Genomic DNA, 21,428 nt, shown 5'->3' with positions numbered 1-21,428 from the left:
GGTGACATGCAATAGTCGTGAGCATAAGCCTTTTAGTGGGGTGTTAAATGGATGAATTAAAACCAGAAGACGATTTGAAAGCCGATCGCAACGATCGTCGTGCTGGTCGTTCCCGTCAGTCTTCCGAGCGCGATAGCGATCCGCAGATCAATTTTGATGATGTCGATCTTGATGCGGACGAGAGCCGTCCGACGCGCGCCAGTAAAGCACGCCGTGAGCGCGATGAAGAAGAGTATGAAGAAGACCTGGAGTCTGAAGAAGACGAGGTCGAAGAGCAGCAGGTTGAGCGCCGTCCGCGTAAGCGTAAGAAAGCGCCAGCGAAGCCTGCCTCTCGCCAGTACATTATGATGGGGGTGGGGATCCTCGTGCTGCTGCTGCTGATTGTCGGCATCGGTTCTGCACTGAAGTCGCCATCTTCCTCGAACGAACAAGCGGCGACAGGTGAGAAGAGTATCAATCTGTCAGACGCGCAGGACAATAGCGCTCAGCCTGCCGCGCAGGACCAGACCGCGGGTAACGCCCAGCAGCAGGACGTTTCTCTGCCGCCAATTGCGTCTAACCCAACCCAGGGCCAGACTACCGCTGAGCCGCAGGGACAGCAGCGCGTCGAGGTTCAGGGCGATCTGAACAACGCGCTGACTCAGCAGCAGGGCCAGATTGACAGCGCCGTGGCAAGCTCGACGTTACCGACCGAACCTGCAACCGTCGCCCCGATGCGCAACGGTACGGCTCCGCGTCAGGCAACCACCGAGCGCCAGACGCAGACCGCCGCCGCACCGCGTCCGGCCGAGCGTAAGCACACGGTTATTGAGCCGAAGCCGATGGCTACCGCGAAAGCACCGGTTGAGTCGAAGCCGGCACAGCAGAAGCGTGTTGAAAGCACCGCCGCTGCGGCACCGGTGAAAACGCCTGCCGTCGCGCCAGCGAAGCCTGCCGCTACTGCCCAGGCTAAGCCGACTCCGGCCGCCGCGCCTGCTACAACCGCTACTGCTGCAGCGACCGCTGCTCCGGCGGCGACAGCGGCCGCTTCTGCTGGCAAAACTGCCGGTGACGTGAGCTCGATGAAAGCCGCTCCGTCCGGCAACTACACCCTGCAGCTCAGCTCTTCCTCCAACTACAACAATCTGAGTAGCTGGGCGAAGAAAGAGAAGCTGGATAAGTACGTCGTCTATGAGACTACCCGTAACGGTCAGCCCTGGTACGTGCTGGTCAGCGGCATTTATGCTTCGAAAGATGAAGCTAAACGCGCTGTAGCGACTCTGCCAGCGGACGTGCAGGCGAAAAACCCGTGGGCAAAACCGCTGCATCAGGTCCAGGCTGACCTGAAGTAAGCTGCGGCGTAGTCTTAAGCGCAGGGTGCTGTCGGAGCTTTCTCCACAGCCGGAGAATGTGTAATTATTTAGGCAGCATGAAAAAGAATCGCGCTTTTCTGAAATGGGCGGGGGGGAAATACCCCCTGCTTGACGATATAAAAAAACATTTGCCGCAGGGCGACTGTCTGATTGAGCCCTTTGTGGGCGCCGGGTCGGTATTTCTTAATACCGACTTTTCTCGTTATATCCTCGCGGACATCAACAGCGATCTGATTAGCCTTTACAACATCGTCAAATCGCAGACGGATGATTATGTTGCCGCGGCGCAGGAGATGTTTACGCCCGAGAATAACGTGGCGGAGAGATACTACCAGTTCCGTGCTGAATTCAATCAAAGCCAGGACCCGCTTCGTCGTGCGGTGCTGTTCCTGTATCTGAATCGCCATGGCTACAACGGTCTGTGTCGTTACAATCTGCGCGGTGAGTTCAACGTGCCTTTTGGCCGCTATAAGAAGCCCTATTTCCCCGAAGATGAACTGTATCATTTTGCGCAGAAGGCGCAGAATGCCTACTTCTACTGCGAATCGTACGCCGACAGCATGGCGCGGGCCGACGGGACATCTGTGGTCTACTGCGACCCGCCGTACGCGCCTTTGTCTGCTACCGCGAACTTTACGGCGTACCATACGAGCAGCTTTAATTCCGAACAGCAGGCCCATCTGGCGCAGCTGGCGGAGAATCTGTTCGAGCAGCGGGTTCCGGTTCTGATTTCTAACCACGATACCGCGCTTACCCGCGAATGGTATCGTCTGGCTAAACTGCACGTCGTCAAAGTTCGACGCAGTATCAGCAGCAACGGTGGTACCCGAAAGAAGGTGGACGAGCTTCTTGCTCTTTACCGTCCGCCGAAGACTAAATAATTTTCAAGGAGATGCGGATGAAGCAGTATTTGATTGCCCCTTCGATTCTGTCGGCTGATTTTGCCCGTTTGGGTGAAGATACCGCCAAAGCGTTGGCTGCAGGTGCAGACGTTGTGCACTTTGACGTGATGGACAACCACTACGTGCCGAATCTGACTATCGGCCCAATGGTGCTGAAAGCGCTGCGCGGCTATGGCATCACCGCGCCTATCGACGTGCACCTGATGGTTAAGCCGGTCGACCGCATCATTCCTGATTTCGCCGCCGCGGGCGCCAGCATCATCACCTTCCATCCGGAAGCGTCAGAGCACGTCGATCGCAGCCTGCAGCTCATCAAAGAGCACGGCTGTAAGGCCGGCCTGGTATTCAACCCGGCAACCCCGCTGAGCTACCTTGATTACGTGATGGATAAGCTGGACGTGATCCTGCTGATGTCCGTCAACCCGGGATTCGGCGGCCAGTCTTTCATTCCGCAGACCCTCGACAAACTCCGTGAAGTTCGCCAGCGCATCGATGCCTCCGGCTACGATATTCGCCTCGAAGTCGACGGCGGCGTAAAAGTTAGCAATATCGCGGATATTGCGGCCGCAGGGGCGGATATGTTCGTGGCCGGCTCGGCCATTTTCGACCAGCCGGACTATAAAACAGTCATCGATCAAATGCGCAGTGAATTAGCGAAGGTTAGTCATGGATAAGTTACAGGCTATTCGCGGTATCGCGTTTGACCTCGACGGCACGCTGGTGGACAGCGCGCCGGGTCTGACGGCGGCCGTTGATAGCGCGCTTTACGCTTTAGAACTCCCGATGGCGGGAGAGGATCGCGTTGTCACCTGGATTGGCAACGGCGCGGACGTGCTGATGGAGCGCGCCCTTACCTGGGCACGCCAGGAGCGCGCGACGCTGCGCGCGGCCGGGGGGAAACCTTCCGCCGATCGCGACGATATCCCGCAGGCCGAGCAGCTGGCGCTGCTGCGCAAGCTGTTTGACCGCTACTATGCTGAAGCCGCGGAAGAGGGCAGCTTCTTGTTCCCGGCGGTTGCCGATACGCTGGGCGCTCTGCACGCTAAAGGGCTGCCGCTGGCGCTGGTCACCAACAAGCCGACGCCGTTCGTTGCGCCGATGCTGGCCGCGCTGGATATCGCTAAATATTTTAGCGTGGTTATCGGCGGCGACGATGTACAGAACAAGAAGCCGCATCCTGAACCGCTGCTGCTGGTTGCGGAAAAGCTGGGGCTGGCTCCCGCTGAGCTGCTGTTTGTCGGCGATTCGCGTAACGATATCATGGCGGCGAAAGCGGCCGGCTTTGGCTCGGTTGGCCTGACCTACGGCTACAACTACGGCGAGCCCATCGCGCTCAGCGAGCCGGATTACATCTTTGACCAATTTAACGAACTCTTACCCGCTCTCGGGTTACCGTCCAGTGAAACTCAGGAATTAAAAAATGACTAAGCCCATCGTTTTTAGTGGCGCACAGCCCTCAGGTGAATTGACCATTGGCAACTACATGGGTGCGCTGCGTCAGTGGGTGGGCATGCAGGATGATTTTCACTGCATCTACTGCATCGTGGATTTGCACGCCATCACCGCGCGTCAGGATCCTGAGAAACTGCGTAAGGCCACGCTGGATACGTTGGCGCTTTACCTGGCATGCGGTATCGATCCGGCGAAAAGCACCATCTTCGTTCAGTCGCACGTGCCGGAGCATGCGCAGCTGGGCTGGGCGCTGAACTGCTACACCTATTTCGGTGAGCTGAGCCGCATGACCCAGTTCAAGGACAAGTCCGCGCGCTACTCGGAAAACATTAACGCCGGCCTGTTTGATTATCCGGTGCTGATGGCGGCCGACATCCTGCTTTATCAGACCAACCAGGTGCCGGTGGGCGAAGACCAGAAGCAGCACCTGGAGCTGAGCCGCGATATCGCGCAGCGCTTCAACGCAATCTACGGCGAAGTGTTCAAGGTTCCTGAGCCGTTTATTCCGAAATCCGGCGCGCGCGTCATGTCGCTGCTTGAGCCGACGAAAAAGATGTCCAAGTCGGACGACAACCGCAACAACGTGATTGGCCTGCTGGAAGACCCGAAATCGGTCGTCAAAAAGATCAAGCGTGCGGTAACGGATTCCGACGAGCCGCCGGTAGTGCGCTACGACCAGCAGAACAAAGCCGGCGTATCTAACCTGCTGGATATTCTCTCCGGCGTGACCGGCCAGAGCATTGCGGAGCTGGAGCAGCACTTCGACGGGAAAATGTACGGTCATCTGAAGGGCGAAGTAGCCGATGCGGTGTCCGGCATGCTGGTTGAGCTGCAGGAGCGCTATAACCGCTTCCGTAACGATGAAGCCTTCCTGAACCAGGTGATGAGAGACGGGGCGGATAAAGCCAGCGCTCGCGCTTCACAAACGCTGAAAGCGGTATACGAAGCGATTGGTTTTGTTGCGAAGCCGTAAGCGGCGGCGATAAATGCCTCGCGCACAAAGCCGAAAAAAAGGGCGGGTTAATCCCGCCCTTTTGCTTTTTTTACCGTTGTCGCTACTCGCCCGTTCAGCACGATGCGGGCAGAGGCGCGGCGAATCTTAGTGGTTAGAGAACCAGTTGAGCCTGTCGCGCAGGCTCACCACGCGGCCGACGATAATCAGCGCCGGGCTCGCCATCTGCTGCGCCAGCACGTCCAGCCGATCCAGGGTGCCGGTCACCACCTTCTGGCTGACCGCCGTACCGTTTTCAACAATAGCCGCCGGCATATCTGCCGCCATGCCGTGGGCAATAAGCTTCTCTCTGATCGCTGACGCCTGGTTTAAGCCCATATAAAACACCAGCGTCTGCTTTTCTACCGCCAGGTTTTGCCAGTCCAGCTCGGCCCCGGTTTTCAGATGCCCGGTGACCAGACGTACTCCCTGCGCGAAGTCGCGGTGGGTCAGCGGAATACCGGAATAGGCGGAGCAGCCGGAGGCGGCGGTGATCCCCGGAACCACCGAGAAGGGAATACCGGCATTACACAGGGTTTCGAGCTCTTCGCCACCGCGGCCGAAAATAAACGGATCGCCGCCCTTCAGACGCACGACGCGGCGGCCGTTCTGCGCTTCCCGCAGCAGGATCTGGTTAATCTCATCCTGCGGTACGCAGTGGTAGCCCGCCCGCTTGCCGACGAATACCCGGTCGGCGTCGCGGCGAACCAGATTCATAATATCGTCTGAGACCAGCCGATCGTAAACCACGACGTCCGCCTGCTGGATCTGCTGCAGCCCTTTCAGGGTCAGCAGACCGGCATCACCCGGTCCGGCACCCACCAGCACGACTTCACCGCGGTGATCCAGCGGTTCGGTCAGCAGCTGCTCGGTGGTATCGGCTACGGCCTGCCGGTCTTCGTTGGCTAACGACTGCGCCAGGCGGTCGTTCATAAACAGCTTTTCCCAGAAGCGTCGACGCTCGGCCACCGTGGCAAACTGTTTTTTAACCCGCGCCCGCAGCTGGCCGGCATAGTGCGCCAGCTGGCCTAAATGCAGCGGCAGAACCGACTCCAGCTTTTCGCGCAGCAGCCGCGCCAGCACCGGCGACGTCCCGCCGGAGGAGACGGCGACCATCAGCGGCGAACGGTCGATAATCGAGGGCATAATAAAGCTGGCCTGCTGCGGCGAATCCACGACGTTGCAAAAGATGCGTCGCGCTTCCGCCGCCTGGCTGACCTGCTGGTTAACGTCGTTGTCGTCCGTCGCGGCGATCGCCAGCCAGCAGCAGTCGAGCAGTTCGGGATTAAAGCGGTCTTTTACCAGCGTCAGCATCTGCTCATCCGCCCACACCTGAAACTGTGGCGAGAATTCGAGGGCGTTAACCGTTAATTTGGCACCAGCATCGAGCAGCAGCCGCGCCTTGCGTTCGGCAACATCCCCGCCGCCGACCAGCAGACAGTCGCGATCGCGCAACTGGCAAAAAATGGGTAAGTGATCCACGGAATATCCTCGCAGCAGGGCAATGAGAGATGGTGACCCGTCGTAGCATAGCAGCGGAGGAGTGACAAAATATACGACTTTTCCGGTGCTTACCGCTTAGTGGGCATAAGCAGAATGTATGGTTCCCTCTGAGGACCAGAGGGAACCTCGGGGCGTCAGGCTTTAAGCTGAACCTTCCCGTCTTTTACCCGCGCGTCAAAATGGGCGATGGAGTGGCTCTCATCTTCCATACAAAAGCCGTCACGCAGACGGAAGCGCTGTTTTTTCAACGGGCTGGCAACCCACAGGTCGCCTTCGTGTTCGGCAATGATGCCGCGAGAAAGAACGCTGGCGTTGAAGAACGGATCGATGTTGCTGATCGCAAAAACCCGCTCGTCATGATAAGGGCGGAAGACGGCAACCTGCTGCTGGCCAAGCAGGGCGCAGACGCCGGTTGCCGGCAGGATTTCGTCAATCTTGCAGATGTTTATCCACTGGCTCATACGTTTTCCTCCACCAGAGTCACCGGGATACGCTCATACGGCGTAGCCGGGCGATGCTGTTCACGTTCCGGCACAACCTGAACGTTCGGGTCACGCTGGCTGCTGTTGATAAAGTGCCTGAAGCGGGTCTGCGCCGCCGGGCTGTTGACGGTTTCGGTCCACTCGCAGGCGAAGGCTGCACGCAGGCGGGCCAGCTCCTCTTCCAGGTGTTCGTTCAGACCAAGCTTATCGTCGATGATGACGCGCTTCAGATAATCGATCCCGCCTTCCATGTTATCCAGCCATGGCGCGGTACGCGTCAGCTTATCGGCGGTGCGGATGTAGAACATCATAAAGCGGTCGAGATACTTGAGCAGCGTTTCACGGTCAAGGTCGGCGGCCAGCAGATCCGCGTGGCGAGGCTTCATCCCGCCGTTGCCGCACACGTAGAGGTTCCAGCCTTTTTCGGTGGCGATGATGCCGACGTCTTTACCCTGCGCTTCCGCACATTCACGCGTGCAGCCGGAGACGCCAAACTTCATCTTATGCGGCGTACGGATGCCTTTATAGCGATTCTCCAGCTCGACGCCGAAGCCTACGCTGTCGCCCACGCCGTAGCGGCACCAGGTGCTGCCGACGCAGGTTTTGGCCATACGCAGGGCCTTGGCGTAGGCGTGGCCGGTTTCAAAGCCCGCTTCAATCAGCTGACGCCAGATTTCCGGCAGATCGTCTTTCTGAGCGCCAAACATGCCGATACGCTGCGAGCCGGTGATTTTGGTGTAGAGGTTATATTCGCGCGCGATGCGGCCGACTGCCACCAGCCCTTCCGGGGTGATTTCGCCGCCTGCGGAACGCGGGATAATCGAGTAGGTCCCGTCTTTCTGGATATTGGCGAGGAAGTTATCGTTGGTCTCCTGCAGCGGGGTATGCTGAGGCTTGAGGATGTACTCATTCCAGCAGGAGGCCAGCAGTGAGCCAACGGTAGGTTTACATACTTCGCAGCCGTAGCCCTTGCCGTGTTTTTCCAGCAGCTCATCGAAGGTTTTGATGCCTTCGACGCGGATCAGGTGGAACAGCTCCTGGCGCGAGTAGGCGAAGTGCTCGCACAGGTTATGGTTAACTTCGATACCCTGTTTTGCCAGCTCGGCGTTCAGTACCTGGGTCACCAGCGGAATACAGCCGCCGCAGCCGGTACCGGCTTTGGTTTCAGCTTTCAGCGCGGCAACGGTATGGCAGCCCTTATTGATGGCGGAGATCAGCATGCCTTTGGTCACGTCGAAGCAGGAGCAGATTTGCGCGCTGTCTGGCAGCTTATCGACGCCAATAGAAGGCTTGCCGCTGCCGGCATGGGACGGCAGGATCAGCGCGTCCGGGTTTTCCGGCAGTTCGATGGCGTTGAGCACCAGCTGCAGCAGGTTGCCGTAGTCGCTGGTATCGCCGACCAGCACCGCGCCGAGCAGGGTTTTGTTATCTGCGCTGACGATCAGGCGTTTGTAGACTTCTTTGCTCTCATCGAGATAGACGTAGCTGCGTGCGCCAGGCGTGCGGCCGTGCGCATCGCCGATGCCGCCAACGTCAACGCCGAGCAGCTTCAGCTTGGCGCTGAGGTCGGCGCCGGTGAAGGCGTTGTCCGTACCGAGGATATGGTCGACGGTCACCTGGGCCATTTTGTAGCCCGGCGCGACCAGACCATAGACGCGGTTGTTCCAGCTGGCGCATTCGCCGATGGCGTAGATATCCGGATCGGAGGTCTGGCAGGTATCATTCACGACGATACCGCCGCGCTGTGCCACCGCCAGACCGCATTGGGTCGCAAGCTTGTCGCGCGGTCGGATACCGGTGGAGAACACGATGAAATCGACCTGCAGCTCGCTACCGTCGGCGAATTGCATGGTTTTCCGCGCTTCGGTGCCCTGCTGGACGATTTCTTTGGTATTTTTGCTGGTATGAACCTTCACGCCCATACTTTCGATTTTGCGCTTCAGCTGCTCGCCGCCCATATTATCAAGCTGCTCGGCCATCAGCATTGGCGCAAATTCGATAACGTGGGTTTCAACGCCGAGGTTTTTCAGCGCGCCTGCGGCTTCGAGGCCCAGCAGGCCGCCGCCGATGACGGCGCCGCGTTTGCTGCGGCGGGCGCAGGATTCGATAGCGTTGAGATCTTCAATCGTACGGTAAACGAAGCAGTCCTGAGTTTCCGCGCCTTTAATCGGCGGGATCCACGGATAGGAGCCGGTTGCCATCACCAGTTTGTCGTAAAATACGGTGCGTCCCGCGCTGGAGTGAATGACCTTCTCCTGGCGGTTAATCGTAATCGCGCGCTCGCCGATAAGGACGTTAACGCCGTGCTTCTCGTAAAATCCTTCACGAACCAGCGAAAGTTCTTCCGCGGTATGATGGGAGAAGTAAGATGACAGGTGGACGCGGTCGTAAGCGATACGGGGTTCTTCGCAGAACACGGTAATGTCAAACTCTCCGGCAGGCGCCTTATCAAGAAGCTCTTCGATAAAGCGATGGCCAACCATGCCGTTACCGATAATAGCGATTCTGACTTTGCTCATTTTTGCCTCGATTTCTTTTCTAATACCGCCTACCTTAACGATTCAGCCGGTACACTTATTGATGCAAATCAAATTCAATCCCGCCTACCACTTAATGGGTATTATCATGATTTATTTGGGTTTTTATAAGTTATGGAAAACTCAGGCCTTTCCTTTTTGTTGATTTTATGTACAAAAATGACAGGAGAACGCGGGGGCGAGCTGAGTGAAAATTAAGCAATGTTAACGGGAGCCATCAAGATGACAGCAGCACCACTTTGGTTGATTCAGAACGTGCGCCTGCCTGGCCGCGACGGGCTATGGCAGATAGCAATAGATAAAGGCTGTTTTGGCGATATTACCCCGATGGGCGACGCGCGCGGCGAGAGTCTTGAAGTGCTCAACGCCCGCGGTGGGCTGGCCATTCCGCCGTTTATTGAACCGCATATTCATCTGGATACGACGCAAACTGCCGGTGAGCCGAGCTGGAATCAATCCGGGACGCTGTTCGAGGGTATTGAGCGTTGGGCGGAGCGCAAGGCGCTGCTGAGCCATGAGGACGTCAAAGCCCGGGCGTGGAAAACCCTGAAGTGGCAAATTGCCAACGGCATACAGTTTGTGCGCACGCATGTCGATGTTTCAGACCCGACGCTGACCGCCTTAAAAGCGATGCTGGAAGTGAAGCAGGAGGTAGCCCCGTGGGTAGATTTGCAGATAGTCGCCTTCCCACAGGAGGGGATTTTATCCTACCCCAATGGGGAGGCCCTGCTGGAAGAGGCGCTGCGTCTCGGCGCCGACGTGGTGGGGGCTATTCCCCACTTTGAATTTACCCGCGAGTACGGCGTTGAGTCCCTGCATATCGCCTTTCGCCTGGCGCAGAAGTATCAGCGTCCGCTGGATATCCACTGCGATGAAATCGATGATGAGCAGTCACGCTTTGTCGAAACGGTCGCGGCCCTGGCGTTAAAAGAGGGGATTGGCCCGCGGGTTACGGCCAGCCATACCACCGCCATGCACTCCTATAATGGCGCCTACACCTCGCGGCTGTTTCGCCTGCTGAAGCTCTCGGGAATTAACTTTGTCGCCAACCCGCTGGTGAATATCCACCTGCAGGGGCGCTTCGACGATTACCCCAAGCGGCGCGGTATTACCCGGGTAAAAGAGCTGATAGCCGCAGGGATCAACGTGTGCTTTGGTCACGACGACGTTTTCGACCCGTGGTATCCGCTGGGCACCGGCAATATGCTGCAGGTACTGCATATGGGACTGCACGTCTGTCAGCTGATGGGCTACCAGCAGATTAACGACGGCCTGAAGCTGATTACCGACAACAGCGCCCGCACCTTTGGTCTGAGCGACTACGGCATTAGCACGGGCAATACCGCTAACCTGATTATTCTGCCTGCGGAAAACGGTTTTGAAGCCGTGCGCTGTCAGGTGCCGGTACGCTGGTCGATTCGTCAGGGGCGGGTTATTGCCACCACGCAGCTGGCGCAGACCTGGATACAGACCGATAGAGGCGGGGAGGAGCTGTTCTTTACCCGCAATAGCCCCTCTGCGGATGCAAAGGGGCCAAAGGGCTAGCGTGGCTTAGTGTGACCCCGCCTGCGCGCCGTGCTGGCGGTGGCGGGAGACGAAGCCGAGGATAATGCACATCACGAATACCACGGCATAGAGGCCGTTAGCGGTTTGCAGCGCTGCCTGCGGGCCGCTGGCGGCAACGATAGGACCGGTGACCACGAAGGTCAGCATCGTCCCGATGGTGCCGCAGGTGAGCACAAAGTTAACCAGCTTCGGCGAGGAGACTTTGGTCTGCTGCGAACCCAGGGTAATCAGCGAGGTGTAGATAGCGCTGGAGAAGAAGCCAAGGGTCAGGATAAACCACGGCATATGCTCCGGCGAACCGTTAATAAACAGGTACATCAGCACCGTTGCCAGGCCCGCCAGAACGGTAAGAATGCGCTGCAGGTCGAAGAAACGCAGAATGAAGCTGAATGACCACATACCGATCATGTACGACATCCAGAAATCGCTCACCAGCTTACCCGCGTCGCCAAGGCTCATGCCCAGGCCCTTGGCATACTCCGGCACCCAGGAGATAAAGCCCAGCTGGCCAAGGATATAGCACAGCGCGGCGATGGACAGAAACAGTACGCCGATACCCCATTTCTCTTTGACGACCGGCTGACTGTCCTGCTGTGCTTTATGGCCCAGCACCGGGAATTCACAGCCGAAGGTCAGGACGAAGATGGCGACGTAAACCAGACCAATGCAGACATATACCCAGTACCACTCGATGCTGCGCGCCAGCAGATAGGCGGCAACCATCGGGAAAATCATTCCCGCCATGCTGAAGAAGGAGTCGGTAAATAGCAGGCGCGCGCCGCGCTGGCGGCCTTCATACATATGGGTTATCAGGAAGGTGCCGATCGACATGGTGATCCCGCTGACCAGACCGAGCACAAACATCGACGCGGAGAACAGCGTCAGGCTGTGGCCAAAGATCAGCCCGATTACCGCCAGTACCATCAGGATAAAGCCAAACCGCAGCTGCGTTTTCAGCGGTACGATTTCCATCAGCCAGGCGTTGAGGAAGATAGAGATCAGGATCCCGGCATTGAGGAAAGTGAAGGTGTTGCTCATACTCGAAACGGGCACATGGAAGTAATCGGCGATATTGCCCATCACCATCCCGGTGACGATCACCAGCGCCCCGGTCAGGGCGTAGGAGAAGAAGCTGATCCATGTGAGCTTGATACGATTGCTGTTAGTCATGACTGGCCTGTGAATAGAAATGTAAAGCGCGTTGACTCTGCGCCAGGGCGGACAGATTTTATTCGTTCGGGTGATGTAAGCAAACGTTTATTATGAAATGTAGATCTTTTTGCATAGATTAGTGTGATGCAGATCGCTTTTATAGATTTGGCCGAGCGAAGTGCGCCTCGTTACAACTGTTTCAGCTACGTAAAATTAGGTAAAAGGCTGGCCCAGGATGCAAAGGCTCTTTAGAATCAATGCACTTGCTTTTTTTCAGCTCCGTTAAGGAATCTCGATGCTCAAATCAACTCTGGCGGCGGTGGTTGCCGTTTTCGCTATTTCCGCTTTCTCCCCGGCTATGGCAGCAAAGGGCGATCCTCATGTCTTGCTGACGACTTCTGCGGGAAATATTGAGCTGGAGTTAAATAGCCAGAAAGCACCGATTTCCGTCGATAACTTCCTGAAGTACGTGAACAGCGGCTTCTACAATAACACCACTTTTCACCGCGTAATTCCTGGCTTTATGGTGCAGGGCGGCGGCTTCAGCGAGCAGATGCAGCAAAAGCAGCCGAACCCGCCAATCAAAAACGAAGCGGATAACGGCCTGCGTAACACCCGCGGCACCATCGCGATGGCGCGCACCGCCGATCAGGACAGCGCGACCAGCCAGTTCTTCATCAACATCGCCGACAACGCCTTCCTCGATCACGGACAGCGCGATTTTGGCTACGCGGTGTTTGGTAAAGTCGTCAAAGGAATGGACGTCGCCGACAAGATTTCCCAGGTCCAGACGCATAACGTTGGGCCGTACCAGAATGTACCGTCCAAACCCGTTGTGATCCTCTCCGCGAAGGTTCTGCCTTAATCTCTCCCGCGCGCGGGCGGCCTACGCTCGCGCCGTTGTTTCCGCCTTTCTGCGTGACCCGAAATTGCTGCTTATACTTGTGGCACAGGGGACGACAAGAGAGGCGAGCATGCGTTCACTCACCGATAAGCAGAAATCCCGGCTCTGGGAACAGACTCGAAACGTGAATTTTCAGGCCAGCCGTCGGCTGGAAGGCGCCGCTGTACCTTTGGTGACGCTAAGCGCTGATGAAGCGCTGGCGCGCCTTGCTGAGCTGAGGGGGCGTCATGAGCAGTAAATTTGGCAACGACCGCGATCCCTATCTCTACCCCGTGCTCGACGTATTGCGCAATCTTCCCGGTATTCGCCAGGCCCGGCGGCTCGAGCAGGTCATGCTGGAGATAACCTCCCTACGCGCGGCAACGATTCCCCTGGGGCCGCGCGGGCGCGGGCTGCCCTATCTCTGCGCGATTCACCATCAGCTTTACCAGGATATTTTTGCCTGGGCCGGACGGTTCAGGGAAATTGATATCTATCAGGGAGATACGCCTTTTTGTCATTTCGCCTGGATTGAAAAGGAGGGCAACGCGCTGATGCGGGCTCTGGAAGAGGAGAGCTATCTTAGCGGCCTCGACCGCAGCGCTTTTACTGCGCGCCTTAGCTGGTACTACGGTGAAATCAATGTGCTGCACCCTTTTCGCCTCGGCAGCGGGCTGGCGCAGCGTATTTTCTTTGAGCAGCTGGCGATTCATGCCGGCTTTATCCTCGACTGGCGCGATATCGATCCCGAGGCGTGGAGCCGGGCTAATCAGCTGGGGGCCATGGGCGATCCGCAGCCGCTGGAAGCGATCTTTGCCAAAGTGGTAAGCGAAGCGTGAGGTTCTGAGTAGAATAGCCCGGTTTTGTTTTTTCCGGAGCCGCTATGATCCTGCTTATCGACAACTATGATTCTTTCACCTGGAATTTGTACCAGTATTTTTGCGAGCTGGGAGCCGAAGTGCTGGTTAAGCGTAACGATGAGCTGACGCTGGAGGAGATCGCGGCGCTGGCGCCGGAGAAAATCGTTATCTCACCAGGCCCCTGCACGCCGGATGAATCGGGGATTTCCCTGGCCGTCATCGGGCATTATGCCGGAAAGGTACCGCTGCTGGGCGTGTGCCTGGGGCATCAGGCTATCGCCCAGGTCTTCGGGGCGACCATCGTCCGCGCCGCCAAAGTCATGCACGGAAAAACCTCCCCCATCAGCCACGACGGACGCGGCGTGTTTCAGGGGTTAAACAACCCCCTCACCGTGACCCGCTATCACTCCCTGGTCATTGACCCGGATACCCTGCCTGACTGCTTCGCAGTGACGGCCCGCAGCGAGAGCGGAGAGATTATGGCCATTCGCCATCGTGAGTGGGATCTCGAGGGGGTGCAGTTTCACCCGGAAAGCATCCTTAGCGAGCAGGGGCATCAGCTACTGGCAAACTTCCTCAAGCGGTGATTTGTAGTTGCCATTGACTGATTTTTTATGCATATTTTGTGATTATAATATCACTATCATCATGGCATAACGAAGAAGGATGGCATCACATGGCAACTGAGCAACCGGCAATTACCCGCGCCACGTTCGATGAGGTTATTTTGCCGATTTATGCACCGGCAGAGTTTATTCCGGTAAAAGGTAAAGGTAGCCGCGTATGGGATCAGCAGGGCAAGGAGTACGTTGATTTTGCGGGCGGTATTGCCGTCACCGCGCTCGGTCATTGCCATCCGGCGCTGGTTGCAGCGCTGCATGAGCAGGGGGAAACGCTGTGGCACACCAGCAACGTTTTCACCAACGAACCGGCGCTGCGCCTGGGCCGCAAGCTGGTCGATGCTACCTTCGCCGATCGCGTGGTGTTTATGAACTCCGGCACTGAAGCCAACGAAACCGCCTTCAAGCTGGCGCGTAACTACACGATCACCCGCCATAGTCCCTATAAAACCAAAATTATCGCCTTCCATAACGCTTTCCACGGCCGTTCGCTGTTCACGGTCTCCGTTGGCGGGCAGCCAAAATACTCTGATGGCTTCGGGCCAAAACCGGCGGATATCGTTCACGTGCCGTTCAACGACCTGCACGCGGTGAAGGCGGTAATGGACGATCACACCTGCGCGGTGGTGGTTGAGCCGATTCAGGGCGAAGGCGGCGTGATGGCCGCGACCCCGGAGTTCCTCAAAGGCCTGCGTGAACTTTGCGATCGGCATCAGGCGCTGCTGGTGTTTGATGAAGTGCAGTGCGGAATGGGGCGCACCGGCTCGCTGTTCGCCTATATGCATTACGGCGTGACGCCGGATATCCTGACCAGCGCGAAAGCGCTCGGCGGCGGTTTCCCGATTAGCGCCATGCTGACCACCCATGATATCGCCAGCGCGTTCCATGCCGGCTCCCACGGTTCGACCTACGGGGGAAATCCGCTCGCCTGCGCCGTCGCCGGCGCGGCGTTTGATTTGATTAATACGCCTGAGGTACTGGACGGCGTCAACGCGAAGCGCGAGCGCTTTGTGCAGCATCTGCAGCAGATTGACGCTCGCTTCGATCTGTTTAGCGATATTCGCGGTATGGGGCTGCTGATCGGCGCTGAGCTGAAGCCTCAGCATCACGGCCGGGCGCGTGATTTCCTGTATGCCGCGGCGGAGGCGGGCGTTATGGTGCTCAATGCCGGGCCTGACGTGATGCGCTTTGTGCCTTCGCTGGTCATTGACGAGAGCGATATTGATGAAGGAATGGCGCGCTTCGCACAGGCGGTACAGCGCGTACTTAGCGCTTAGTTGCGCGTAGCCAGATGCCGTGATGCGGGCGCTGACGCCATGCCACCGATGAGATGGTGTGCATGGTGTTCAGATGATCGAGGATCCGCTGCAGGTGCTGCTCCATGGTGCTCAGCGGGCCGCGGGGCACGTCCGCATCCTGCGACTCCATGATATTCACCTCGCCGGCGCTACCCGGCCCGTCGGTATCCAGCCGCTGCTGGCAGCGCTGCAGCGCAATCTCACAGGATTCAAGATAGCGCCGGGCCAGATCCGGCGTCAGCATATTGTGCTCGCGGGCCAGCGTGGTCATGGCGTTGATATGCTCGACAATAAACTGGCTATGGGTGACCCACAGCTTCATATCGTCAAGGTATTGCGAGTTAAAGCCGGGCTCCTGCATCGCCTGATTCAGCGAGTTATACAGCGAGTTGTGCGCCTGGTTGACGCGCATCCGCCGATAGGCCAGCGCCGGCGCCTGGTGATCGTCGCTGAGAATGAGGCGGATGGCTTCCTGGTCCGCCTCCAGCGCGTCGTGGGCGTTTTTACGCAGCAGCCCGCTCTGCCACTGCGGCCACAGCCATACCATTCCGCCGAAGGCAATCAGGCACCCGATAAGCGTATCGATAAGCCTGGCGACAATAAACTGCTCGCCGTTGAGCGTCAGCAGCTGCAGGGTATAAACCGCCGTGACGGTAAAGCCCACCATCGCCCAGCCGTAGCTCTTGCGAATAATCAGATAGCTCAACAGCGTAATAATCAGCATCGCGGTCAGCGTATAGCCCTCCGGGACGTGGAAGTGCAGCGTCAGTCCGGCAATCACCAGGCCGGCAAGGGTCCCCGCCGCGCGGTGGACGATGCGGACCCGCGTCGCGCCGTAGCCGTTCTGGGTGACGAAAAGCACCGTCATCAGGATCCAGTAGGGTTTAGGCAGGTTTAGCGCGCTGCCCATCAGGCTCGCAGCGGTGAGCATCACGCAGATCCGGGCGGCGCTGCGTAAAGCCGGCGATTTGTAAGAGAGATAGTTTTTCAGCGCAGGCAGCAGCGGCAGGCGCCGTTCCTTATCGGCCATCAGGTTACGCGGGTACAGCGGGCGCTGGGTGCGCAGCACCCGGGCAAGGCGGCTGAAGTGCCATGCGCAGAATTGCCCGACCGGGTTGTCGGGGTGCTGAGAGGCAATCTTCTCCAGGGCGCCGATCTGCTTATCCATGTTAAAGCGCTGCGGATAGCGGTGGTACAGGATGTCATCCGCCAGCACCCTTAGCCGGGCGGCGACGGTTTGCGCATTCCAGCGGATTACCGCTTCCGCGTGGCTGCGTTCGACCAGCTTCTGCACCTCTTCCGGCTGATGCAGGCTGACGGAAATATGCTCCTGCAGATCGAGGGCCACCTGAAACGCCCGCAGCAGGCGCTTATGATCGTTACGCTGATTGGCCGCCAGCATATGCATCTGCTGGTAGCACTGGGTGATCAGGTCGACGACCTTTTGCTGACGGGTAAGCAGCGGAGGCAGCGAGGTTGCCGGGTCGATATGCTGGGTCAGCAGGCTGTATTTGGCTTCGCAATAGTTGGCCAGCTCCCGGTAGAGCAGGCTGAGCGATTCGCGCAGCGGCTGCTCGCGCCACAGCCAAAACCAGAACCAGTTGAAAAGCCCGTACCACAGCGTGCCGAGCGCGTAGATCAGCAGCGGCTCCCAGACCGGCATATTGCCGGCGAGGCTCAGGGTAAAGATGGCGGCAATCAGCGAGGCGGGCAGCAGCCTCGCGTGCAGCGAGCTGATTTCTGCCGTGACGCCAAGGAGAAGGGTCAGGCCGCTGAGAATTAAAGGCAGCGGGATATCCTGCTGGAGAAGGAGCTGAACGATCAGGCTGCAGCCTGCAAAGAGCGAGCCGCCGATAATCAGGCGTTTAAAGAAGCGCTTATGCGGCGTATCAAGGCCGGCGACGTTGCAGCATGCGGGAACCAGCGAGAACAGCAGGCCCTGCTGCAGATGGCCGAGAAGGAGGCCAATTGCGACCGGCAAACACAGCACCAGCGTTTGCCGCAGTGCGTAGTTGACTTCCGGGTGGTAAATCAGCCTGCGCCACATAGAGGGAAAACAAAAACGGCGTATTGCGGGAGCAACACGCCGTTTTATCAGCTTAGCGCGTGCCGTAGACGACGATAGTTTTACCGTGTGCGGAGATCAGATTTTGATCTTCCAGCATCTTCAGAATACGGCCAACGGTTTCACGTGAACAGCCGACGATCTGACCGATTTCCTGACGGGTAATTTTGATTTGCATACCGTCCGGGTGGGTCATGGCGTCAGGCTGTTTTGCCAGGTTCAGCAACGTCTGGGCGATACGGCCGGTGACGTCGAGGAAGGCAAGGTTACCGACTTTCTCAGAGGTAACCTGCAGACGGCGGGCCATCTGCGACGAGAGACGCATCAGAATATCCGGGTTTACCTGGATCAGCTGACGGAATTTTTTATAGGAGATTTCGGCCACTTCACATGCGGTTTTCGCACGTACCCAGGCGCTACGCTCCTGGCCTTCTTCGAACAAGCCTAATTCACCGATGAAATCGCCCTGGTTGAGGTAAGAGAGAATCATCTCTTTGCCTTCTTCATCCTTGATGAGCACAGCCACAGAGCCTTTGACGATGTAGTACAACGTTTCTGCTTTTTCACCCTGGTGGATCAGCGTGCTTTTAGATGGGTACTTATGAATGTGGCAATGAGACAAGAACCATTCGAGGGTAGGGTCTGTTTGCGGTTTGCCAAGCACCATGCGCGGTTATCCTCTGTTATAAGCTATCTCCGGGTGCCGACACTACACGGCATCCGGGCATGCAATCGTATTGTTTCCCTATGCCTGGGAAGCTGGCTGGTGATTTTTCTTCAGCCTGTAATGTGAATTCCTCTGCATACATGCAGTACATCAATGTAATACTGTAGCATCCTGACTGTTTTAGCATAGCTTTTGCCGCGTGTCTCCTGGTGTCTCGCTTCAGCATGATGCAGGTCGCCTTCCGTTGCGAGATTTGTTATGTGCGCGTAATCTGTCAGGAAAATTGCAACCTTGGAGTTAAATTTTATGCAAGCTCGTGTGAAATGGGTGGAAGGGTTAACCTTCATCGGTGAGTCGGCCTCCGGCCACCAGATTTTGATGGACGGTAACTCCGGGGATAAAGCGCCGAGCCCGATGGAAATGGTGCTGATGGCCGCCGGCGGCTGTAGTGCCATCGACGTGGTCTCAATTTTGCAGAAAGGACGTCACGATGTGACCAACTGTGAGGTGAAGCTGACCTCAGAGCGTCGGGAAGAGGCGCCGCGCCTGTTTACCCACATCAACCTGCATTTTATCGTCACCGGCCGCGAGCTGAAGGATGCGGCCGTTTCACGGGCGGTGGACCTGTCGGCGGAGAAATACTGCTCGGTGGCGCTGATGCTGCAAAAAGCGGTAAATATCACGCATTCGTACGAGGTTATCGAGGGCTAAGCCGAAAGGCCAGCCCGTCGCCCCGGTTTGCGTCGCGCAGCCGGGGTGTTTACCGGCTTAACCGATCTTTTTCCCCGCCATCAGCCGTTCAACCAGCGGCGCCATGATCAGCTCCATCGCCAGCCCCATTTTGCCGCCCGGTACCACCAGCGTATTGATATGCGAGATAAACGACCCTTGCAGCATCGCCAGCAGCCACGGGAAGTCGATATCCTGCAGGTTGCGGAAGTGGATCACCACAAAGCTTTCATCCAGCGAGGGAATACCTTTCGCGGCGAAGGGGTTCGACGTATCAACGGTGGGAACCCGCTGGAAGTTGATATGGGTACGCGAGAACTGCGGGGTGATGAAATTAATATAATCTTCCATTGAGCGGACGACCGAATCCATCACCGCTTCGCGGGAGTGCCCGCGCTCGCTGGTATCGCGGATGAGCTTCTGGATCCACTCCAGGTTGACGATGGGTACGACGCCCACCAGCAGGTCGACATTGTGCGCCACGTTGTGCTGCGGGGTGACAACGCCGCCGTGCAGCCCTTCGTAAAACAGGACGTCGGTCGGCTCCGGCAGCGGCTGCCAGGGCGTGAAGGTGCCCGGTACCTGATTCCACGGCACGGCCTCGTCATAGGTATGCAGATATTTTCTCGACTGGCCGGTTCCGCTGCGTCCGTATTCGAGAAAGGTGTTTTCCAGCAGGCCGAAGTCGTTCGCTTCCGGACCAAAATAGCTGATGTGCTTCCCCTGATCCCGCGCTTTGCGGATCGCCATGTCCATTTCCGGGCGGGTATAGCGATGGAAGCTATCGCCCTCGACTTCGGCGGCACGCAGGTTCAGCTGGGCGAAGATTTTGCGAAAGGCGAGGCTGGTGGTGGTGGTTCCCGCGCCGCTGGAGCCCGTGACGGCAATCACCGGATGTTTGGCAGACATATCAACTCCCAGATTAAACGATGGTGTGGCGCCGCCTTAGCCGTGGAACTGCTTGCGGGGCATGATGTTGACCGTCTCGTGCAGCTCTGACCACACCAGTACGGCCTCTCCGCTTTTCAACTGCTGTTTTACATCGGCAACCTTATCGGCCAGCGAGCGTTCATGTTCACCATAATCGGTGCCTTCGCGCAACACAAAGGTTTCAATCAGGTTATCCAGCGTTTCGGGATCCAGATCCTGCCAGGGAATAATCATTTTTTTCCTTCCAGCCAGCGCGTTAGCCAGTCCGGGATCCGTCTTTCCAGCCACATCTCCGGCCTGCGCAGCGTGCCGCCGACAAACCCGACGTGCCCGCCCTGTTCGGTCAGCTGGTACTCGACGTTGGCCGGCAGCTGCTCCTGCGGCGGAATGGAATGATGGTCCATGAACGGATCGTCTTTCGCGTGAATGATCAGCGTGGGTTTCGTGATATCGCTCAGGCGCGGCATCGCGCTGCACTGACGATAGTAGTCCAGCGCATCGGCAAAGCCGTGAATTTTGGCGGTGATGGTATCGTCAAACTCGCGAATGCGCCGCATGCCTTTGAGCTGGCGTAAATCAACCGGCAGTGAGCCCGGGTAGGCTTTCAGCTTGCGCGCGGCGTTCGCTTTTAACAGGTTAAGCAGATAGCGCTGGTAGACGCGGGAGAAGCCTTTATCCATATGGTAGCTGCAGGCTTCCAGCATGAACGGAGCCGACACGATGACCGCCGCGTCGAGCGGGACGCTGTCGCCCTCGTTTGCCAGCAGGCAGCCGAGCATATTGCCGCCCAGCGAATAGCCGACGGCGGCGGTAGGCGCGGGACCAAATTCGCGCTGCAGCCAGCGCAGGAACCAGGTGCCGTCTTCCGTCTCTCCGGAGTGGTAGATGCGGTTATTACGGTTAGGCTCGCCGCTACAGCCGCGGAAATGCATCACCACGCCGAGCCAGCCGCGCTGCATTGCCGCGTGGATCAGACCGTGAGCGTAAGGGCTGTGCAGGCTTCCTTCCAGACCGTGAAAAACCACCAGCCGCGGCTTATGGCGGGCTGATTCGGGATCTTCGCTCCAGGCCAAATCGATAAAATCACCGTCGGGGAGTTCAAGGCGCTGCCAGTGTGGAGTAAAGCCCAGTTTGCGGCGGATCAGTCGCGGCAGCATGGTTTGCAGATGACGATTGCCCACGCCGCGCATCGGGTGAAACTCGCGCGAGTCGTCTTCGGGGGGCGTCATTTCTGTAGGGGTGATTTCAACCATAGCACCAGAGCAATTAATAATCTTATAAACACTATACCGCGCATGCAGTGCGCAGGTTAGCCAATATGTGGTCTTGTGGCCAGCCGGTGGAGATTACGCGAAAAAGAGCGGGTGCTATAGGGCCTTTTGCGGCATGAAGAGTGGCCCCGAAAGCTCACTGCCACTGAACCGTCGAGGCCGCGCGCT

At 57.7% G+C, this 21,428-nt stretch carries 21 protein-coding genes; 12 read left to right on the top strand and 9 right to left on the bottom strand.

Annotation, left to right across the window (positions count from 1 at the left end; genetic code table 11):
* The first annotated feature begins 47 nt into the window (after positions 1-47).
* From damX to trpS, 5 genes are all read left to right on the top strand, one after another.
* Entirely contained in the window at positions 48-1,331 is a 1,284-nt protein-coding gene (damX, locus tag EDF75_RS15275; RefSeq protein WP_133600036.1) for a cell division protein DamX, read from the top strand.
* Positions 1,332-1,408: 77 nt separating this feature from the next.
* Complete coding sequence (dam, locus tag EDF75_RS15270; protein WP_133600035.1) at positions 1,409-2,233, top strand: adenine-specific DNA-methyltransferase; 825 nt, start codon at positions 1,409-1,411, stop codon at positions 2,231-2,233.
* 17 nt (positions 2,234-2,250) lie between these two features.
* Complete coding sequence (gene rpe, locus EDF75_RS15265; protein WP_041142999.1) at positions 2,251-2,928, top strand: ribulose-phosphate 3-epimerase; 678 nt, start codon at positions 2,251-2,253, stop codon at positions 2,926-2,928.
* A complete protein-coding gene (gene gph, locus EDF75_RS15260; RefSeq protein WP_133600034.1) occupies positions 2,921-3,682 on the top strand; it encodes a phosphoglycolate phosphatase in 762 nt (253 codons plus the stop codon). The genes rpe and gph overlap by 8 nt, the downstream gene beginning before the upstream one ends.
* Positions 3,675-4,679: a tryptophan--tRNA ligase gene (trpS, locus tag EDF75_RS15255; RefSeq protein ID WP_045854046.1), complete on the top strand. Its 1,005-nt coding sequence runs from the start codon at positions 3,675-3,677 to the stop codon at positions 4,677-4,679. The genes gph and trpS overlap by 8 nt, the downstream gene beginning before the upstream one ends.
* Before the next feature lie 126 nt (positions 4,680-4,805).
* Here the strand turns inward: trpS and cysG are convergent, their stop codons facing one another.
* The 3 genes from cysG to nirB all read right to left on the bottom strand — a co-directional run bounded on the left by cysG (position 4,806) and on the right by nirB (position 9,201).
* A complete protein-coding gene (gene cysG, locus EDF75_RS15250) occupies positions 4,806-6,179 on the bottom strand; it encodes a siroheme synthase CysG (RefSeq protein ID WP_133600033.1) in 1,374 nt (457 codons plus the stop codon).
* A 155-nt stretch (positions 6,180-6,334) separates the two neighbouring features.
* Positions 6,335-6,661 carry a nitrite reductase small subunit NirD gene (gene nirD, locus EDF75_RS15245; RefSeq protein ID WP_123709746.1) on the bottom strand — a complete coding sequence of 109 codons (327 nt, stop codon included), beginning with the start codon at positions 6,659-6,661 and terminating at the stop codon, positions 6,335-6,337.
* On the bottom strand, positions 6,658-9,201 hold the full coding sequence (gene nirB / locus EDF75_RS15240; protein ID WP_133600032.1) for a nitrite reductase large subunit NirB: 2,544 nt from the start codon (positions 9,199-9,201) through the stop codon (positions 6,658-6,660). The genes nirD and nirB overlap by 4 nt, the downstream gene beginning before the upstream one ends.
* Before the next feature lie 240 nt (positions 9,202-9,441).
* On the opposite strand from nirB, the gene EDF75_RS15235 reads away from it, so the two are divergent.
* Positions 9,442-10,764, top strand: coding sequence for a cytosine deaminase (locus tag EDF75_RS15235; protein ID WP_133600031.1), 1,323 nt, complete (start codon positions 9,442-9,444; stop codon positions 10,762-10,764).
* A gap of 6 nt (positions 10,765-10,770) precedes the next feature.
* On the opposite strand, the gene tsgA is transcribed toward EDF75_RS15235, so the two are convergent.
* Positions 10,771-11,955, bottom strand: coding sequence for an MFS transporter TsgA (tsgA, locus tag EDF75_RS15230; protein WP_123709748.1), 1,185 nt, complete (start codon positions 11,953-11,955; stop codon positions 10,771-10,773).
* Between the two features lie 277 nt (positions 11,956-12,232).
* Here tsgA and ppiA point away from each other — a divergent pair, with 277 nt between their 5' ends.
* From ppiA to argD, 5 genes are all read left to right on the top strand, one after another.
* The gene (ppiA, locus tag EDF75_RS15225; protein ID WP_045854052.1) at positions 12,233-12,802 is read left to right on the top strand and encodes a peptidylprolyl isomerase A; all 570 of its coding nucleotides are present in this window, start codon (positions 12,233-12,235) and stop codon (positions 12,800-12,802) included.
* Between the two features lie 109 nt (positions 12,803-12,911).
* Complete coding sequence (locus EDF75_RS15220; protein ID WP_123709749.1) at positions 12,912-13,079, top strand: YhfG family protein; 168 nt, start codon at positions 12,912-12,914, stop codon at positions 13,077-13,079.
* The gene (locus tag EDF75_RS15215) at positions 13,069-13,659 is read left to right on the top strand and encodes a putative adenosine monophosphate-protein transferase Fic (protein WP_133600030.1); all 591 of its coding nucleotides are present in this window, start codon (positions 13,069-13,071) and stop codon (positions 13,657-13,659) included. The genes EDF75_RS15220 and EDF75_RS15215 overlap by 11 nt, the downstream gene beginning before the upstream one ends.
* Positions 13,660-13,703: 44 nt before the next feature.
* A complete protein-coding gene (gene pabA / locus EDF75_RS15210; RefSeq protein WP_133600029.1) occupies positions 13,704-14,267 on the top strand; it encodes an aminodeoxychorismate synthase component 2 in 564 nt (187 codons plus the stop codon).
* An 89-nt stretch (positions 14,268-14,356) separates the two neighbouring features.
* Complete coding sequence (argD, locus tag EDF75_RS15205; protein ID WP_133600028.1) at positions 14,357-15,577, top strand: bifunctional acetylornithine/succinyldiaminopimelate transaminase; 1,221 nt, start codon at positions 14,357-14,359, stop codon at positions 15,575-15,577.
* Here the strand turns inward: argD and EDF75_RS15200 are convergent.
* Together EDF75_RS15200 and crp are read right to left on the bottom strand one after the other, a co-directional pair.
* The gene (locus EDF75_RS15200; protein WP_133600027.1) at positions 15,567-17,645 is read right to left on the bottom strand and encodes a YccS/YhfK family putative transporter; all 2,079 of its coding nucleotides are present in this window, start codon (positions 17,643-17,645) and stop codon (positions 15,567-15,569) included. The genes argD and EDF75_RS15200 overlap by 11 nt on opposite strands.
* Positions 17,646-17,697: 52 nt before the next feature.
* Positions 17,698-18,330 (bottom strand): cAMP-activated global transcriptional regulator CRP, encoded by a 633-nt coding sequence (gene crp / locus EDF75_RS15195; RefSeq protein ID WP_000242758.1) that lies wholly within the window; start codon positions 18,328-18,330, stop codon positions 17,698-17,700.
* A 306-nt stretch (positions 18,331-18,636) separates the two neighbouring features.
* Between crp and EDF75_RS15190 the strand changes: the two genes are divergently transcribed.
* Positions 18,637-19,041 carry an OsmC family protein gene (locus EDF75_RS15190; RefSeq protein WP_133600026.1) on the top strand — a complete coding sequence of 135 codons (405 nt, stop codon included), beginning with the start codon at positions 18,637-18,639 and terminating at the stop codon, positions 19,039-19,041.
* 57 nt (positions 19,042-19,098) lie between these two features.
* Here EDF75_RS15190 and EDF75_RS15185 read toward each other — a convergent pair whose 3' ends face one another.
* The 3 genes from EDF75_RS15185 to EDF75_RS15175 are packed head-to-tail and all read right to left on the bottom strand — an operon-like array spanning position 19,099 to position 21,179.
* Positions 19,099-19,968, bottom strand: a complete 870-nt coding sequence (locus EDF75_RS15185; protein WP_041142985.1) for a phosphoribulokinase — start codon at positions 19,966-19,968, stop codon at positions 19,099-19,101.
* A 36-nt stretch (positions 19,969-20,004) separates the two neighbouring features.
* Entirely contained in the window at positions 20,005-20,223 is a 219-nt protein-coding gene (locus tag EDF75_RS15180) for a YheU family protein (RefSeq protein WP_041142984.1), read from the bottom strand.
* On the bottom strand, positions 20,220-21,179 hold the full coding sequence (locus EDF75_RS15175; protein WP_463666787.1) for a hydrolase: 960 nt from the start codon (positions 21,177-21,179) through the stop codon (positions 20,220-20,222). The genes EDF75_RS15180 and EDF75_RS15175 overlap by 4 nt, the downstream gene beginning before the upstream one ends.
* Positions 21,180-21,428 lie beyond the last annotated feature (249 nt).

It is taken from the genome of Klebsiella sp. BIGb0149, from assembly GCF_004362605.1.
GTDB classification, from domain to species: domain Bacteria; phylum Pseudomonadota; class Gammaproteobacteria; order Enterobacterales; family Enterobacteriaceae; genus Klebsiella; species Klebsiella terrigena.
Note: the sequence above shows the minus strand (reverse complement) of the source record. Positions and strands in the feature narration are given on the sequence as shown.